This is a genomic window from Acidiplasma cupricumulans, from assembly GCF_001402935.1.
Lineage (GTDB): Archaea > Thermoplasmatota > Thermoplasmata > Thermoplasmatales > Thermoplasmataceae > Acidiplasma > Acidiplasma aeolicum.
This window is the reverse complement of record NZ_LKBH01000002.1, coordinates 1-4145: the sequence shown is the minus strand read 5'-3', so window position 1 is coordinate 4145 and position 4145 is coordinate 1. Positions and strand designations below refer to the sequence as shown.

Here is a 4145-nt window from a genome sequence, read left to right as displayed (position 1 = left end):
TATTAGATAATAAAGACTATTTTAGTGAAATAGGCAATAAAATTATAGGCATAATAGGATATGGGAATCAGGGTAAATCACAAGCACTAAATTTAAGAGATTCTGGTTTAAATGTTATAGTCGGGAATGTAAATGATAACTACGCTAAAGATGCAGAAAAAGATGGTTTTAAGGTTTATGATATACCAGAGGCAGTTAAAAAATCAGATATAATATTTCTACTTATACCTGATGAAATTCAAAAAAATATATATAAAAACCATATAGAACCTAATATAAAAATTGGTGCAACTCTTGTATTTGCATCTGGCTATAATTATTTTTATGGATTTATAAGGCCAAGAAGCGATATAACCGTATTAATGATTGCACCAAGAATGATTGGTTGGGGAGTTAGGGATGTATATGTAAATGATCAGGGTTTTCCATCACTTGTTGCAGTTGGTCAGGATCCTAATAATAATGGATATAGCATATTAATGACATTATGTGATAGGCTTGGTATGTTTAGAAAGGGTGGTTGTGCAGTATTGTCATCATTTAAAGAAGAAACATTGGTGGACCTATTATCTGAGCATTCCTGGGTTGGTGTAATGCTATATTCGTTTCGTGCCTATTATGATGTTGCTACAGAACTTGGTGCCTCACCTGCATCCGTTATTTTAGAGTTATATGCATCTGGGGAACTTGCTGAAATAGCAAAATCCATGCGTGATATGGGTTTATTTAATCAGTTAAAAACTCATTCAAGAACCAGTCAATATGGGCAGCTTACGCGTGGCCCATTATATATAACTGATGAATTTAAAAAAACTCTTAAAAATGAGGCCATAAATATATTAAATGGAACTTTTGCAAGAGAATGGAACGATGAGGAAAATAATGGTTATATTGTATATAATAGATTGCATGAAATGGCCAAAGAACATCCCATGGAAACTGAAGAGAGGAAACTATATAAAATATTGGGAAGGTGAATAAATGGAAACAGATATTTTTAATTTAGAAAATTATGAAATATTTGATTTAACACATACAATGTATCATAGGATGCCATCATGGCCAGGGCATTCTGAGTTTACAGTTCAGGATTTAAAGATATTGAACATTGATGGTTATGCTGTAAAAAAGATATCTATGAATACCCACCATGGAACACATATAGATGTTGCAGCGCACATGATAGAAGATGGCAAAACTTTAGAAAAATATCCAATTACATCATTCATAGGCAGTGGAGTTGCAATTGATTTTTCCAATAAAAAGCCAGGAGAACCTATAGAAAGTGAAGATTTTGATGAATATAAAGATGTTATACACAATAATGATATGGTTTTTATCCATACTGGATGGGATAAAAAAAGGGGAAATAATAAGGAGTATTTGTATTTATGGCCATATCTAGATATATCTGGGGCGGAATTTTTAACTTCCAAAAAGATCAAACTTGTGGGCACTGATGGGCTTAGTATAGGTGGCTGGTCATCAGAAACACCAATGCACAAACAAATAACAGATACTGCAAAAAAGGTTCATGAAATTATACTTAATTCAGGCGCCATAATAGCTGAAGAAGTTGCAAATATTGATAAACTTCTTTTAAATGAAAAATATGTTAATGCACTTTTTTTTGTAATGCCACTTAATATTATGGATTCTGATGGTTCTCCAGTTAGAATACTGGCTTTTAAGCAGGTGAAAAAATGACGGACATAAATGATAATATAAAATTTAAAGGTGAGCTGAAGGAGGAAACAAATAAAACAGATGAGGTGTGGGGTGTAAGGGGAAAAAAATATGGTATTTACCTATTTTTTATAGCAATGATGGGTTGGGCATTAGCCTCATATAATTATAATCTACTTACAGTAGGTTATTCCTCTGTTGCTTCTGCGCTTCATCTTACATCAACACAGGTTGCGGAAACTGGAACTGTAATAAGCCTTACTGCGATATTTGTTCCAATTGGTATGGGATACTGGATGGATGCAAAGGGCAGGAGAATAGCATGGATGATTGCACTTCTTATATCAGCAGTATTTACAGGCTTAACAGCAGTTGTTACCGACTTTATACAGCTTGTTGCTGTAAGAGCAATAGCAGCATCATTTGGACTTGCCGAGCTTGGTATATCAATAACAATTGTAAACGAAAGCGTTGGACCAAAAAGTAGGGGATGGCTTTATTCATGGGTTCAGGGTGGCTGGCCACTAGGTGTTTTTCTTGCATCTGGTATATATCTAGCAACCATAAGATTTGGATTCAGGATTGTATTTGCAATAGGAGCCATACCATTAATAGCAGTTGTTATAGGTAGATACTGGATAAAGGAGCCTGAGAGATATGAAAATCTTAAAAGGATAAAGGCCTTACTTAAAAAGGGTGTGCCCATGGATCAAATTGAGGGCATAGAGGAGTATAAAACTGATTTATCACAGGCAGGTAAAAATGTATTCAAACAGATATTTACAACACCCGGATACATACGTAGGCAATTAATAAAAATAATGCTTGCATGGTTTTTTTATGCTTCATCTTGGGCACTTACTAATATATTTATTGCATTTTATCTGGAACATTACTTTGGGTGGAGCTTAACATTTGTTGCATATCTACTTCTAATATCTGGTGGATTAGGGTTCTTCTTTTATCCATTAAGTGGTTATTTAGGTGAAAAATTTGGAAGAAAAACCGTACTTGTATATACTGCTGTAGCCACACCAATAATGGCTATTATATTTATTGTTGATATACATTATATATTACTTGCGGCTATAATATATTTCTTTGTGTATCAGCTTACAAATGGTGTATGGTCTGGCGCAGGTTATACATACTGGGCAGAAAGCTTTCCTACACGTGTTCGTGGTACATTAATGGGATTTCTTACTGGATGGTTTAACTTTTCAACATTTGCAGGTTCTTTAATATATACTTTATTGGTAATATTTTTTAGCACCGATCCCATACTTATATGGATAATTATGGCCATAGGCCTATCTGCAGGTCAACTATTTGCATTGACTCTTAGAAAAATAAAATCTGGGGAAGTTCTTGAAGATATTTCTTATTAAAATATTAAGGAACCAAAACAGCCCTTCCCTGTATTTTTCCATTTTTAAGCAATTCATCGGCCTTTGCAGCCTCCCTTAAATTAAATCTTTGAGTTTCAACCTTTATTTTACCATCAAGATACATTTGTATTAATTCAGTAAACTCTGAATATGTGCCGGTTAAGCTACCAATTATGTTTATTTCACGTATTATAAGATCGAATGTACTTTCCTTAAATATTCCGCCATAACCAACTACAACCACTGTACCCTGCTTTTTTACCAATTTTAGTGAATATTCTGTGGAATTATTTTCACCTACAAAGTCAAAAACAATATTTGCACCGTTATTATGTGTAAATTTCATGCATTCCTTTATTATATCATGATTGTTTGAAAACAATAATGTAAAATCAGCACCATATTTTTTTGCAAGTTCCAATTTTTCCTGTGAAATATCTATTGCAATTATTTTTGCTGCTGTCATTGACTTTATTATCTGTATGGCAATATGACCCAAACCACCAACACCGAATACAATAACTGTGCTGTCTGGAATGATAAGTGGATATACTTTCTTTATGGCATGGTATGCGGTGATGCCAGCATCTGCAAGCGGTGCCATGTTTATTAAATCATCATTTTTAATAGATTTTGGCAAACTTACAACGGCCCTTATTTTAGTTTTCATAAATTCTGCGTAACCACCATTGGCGTCTATACCCGGCATATATGGATCTTCGGTACAAAACATATCATTTCCCTTCCTGCAATTTAGACAGTAACCCTTTGTTATGTAGGGAAATAAAATAACCGGGTCATTCTTTGAAATATTGTGTACCTTGGAGCCAAAATCATATACATAACCAGTGTTTTCATGTCCCAATATTAATGGCAGCCTTGTTCTATCTTTTAGATTTCCAAATATTTCATGTATATCGGTTCTGCATACTCCGACCCCGGCAACTTTAATTATAATATCATCATCTTCCTCTATTTCTGGTGCATTAACATCTTTATAAATAGGATACTCACCATATTTTTCTAGTACACAAGCTTTCATATAAATGATAATAGTTTAATATTTATATA

The 4145-nt window shown here is 33.7% G+C and carries 4 protein-coding genes; 3 read left to right on the top strand and 1 reads right to left on the bottom strand.

Features of this window, described 5'->3' with window-relative positions; genetic code table 11:
• The 3 genes from ilvC to AOG55_RS00035 all read left to right on the top strand — a co-directional run.
• On the top strand, nucleotides 1–977 hold a 977-nt coding region (ilvC, locus tag AOG55_RS00045; protein ID WP_084779370.1), incomplete at its 5' end, for a ketol-acid reductoisomerase.
• Nucleotides 978–981: 4 nt separating this feature from the next.
• A complete protein-coding gene (locus AOG55_RS00040) occupies nucleotides 982–1707 on the top strand; it encodes a cyclase family protein (protein ID WP_055032295.1) in 726 nt (241 codons plus the stop codon).
• Nucleotides 1704–3074 (top strand): MFS transporter, encoded by a 1371-nt coding sequence (locus AOG55_RS00035; RefSeq protein WP_055032294.1) that lies wholly within the window; start codon nucleotides 1704–1706, stop codon nucleotides 3072–3074. Before AOG55_RS00040 ends, AOG55_RS00035 begins: the two co-directional genes overlap by 4 nt.
• Nucleotides 3075–3078: 4 nt before the next feature.
• Here AOG55_RS00035 and AOG55_RS00030 read toward each other — a convergent pair whose 3' ends face one another.
• On the bottom strand, nucleotides 3079–4116 hold the full coding sequence (locus AOG55_RS00030; protein WP_055040723.1) for an NAD(P)-dependent alcohol dehydrogenase: 1038 nt from the start codon (nucleotides 4114–4116) through the stop codon (nucleotides 3079–3081).
• Nucleotides 4117–4145 lie beyond the last annotated feature (29 nt).

What these genes read in the sequence shown, in the direction of transcription:
- AOG55_RS00035 (WP_055032294.1), top strand. Translation starts at nt 1,704, where the DNA reads ATGACGGACATAAATGATAATATAAAATTTAAAGGTGAGCTGAAGGAG.
- AOG55_RS00040 (WP_055032295.1), top strand. Translation starts at nt 982, where the DNA reads ATGGAAACAGATATTTTTAATTTAGAAAATTATGAAATATTTGATTTA.
- AOG55_RS00030 (WP_055040723.1), bottom strand. Translation starts at nt 4,116, where the DNA reads ATGAAAGCTTGTGTACTAGAAAAATATGGTGAGTATCCTATTTATAAA.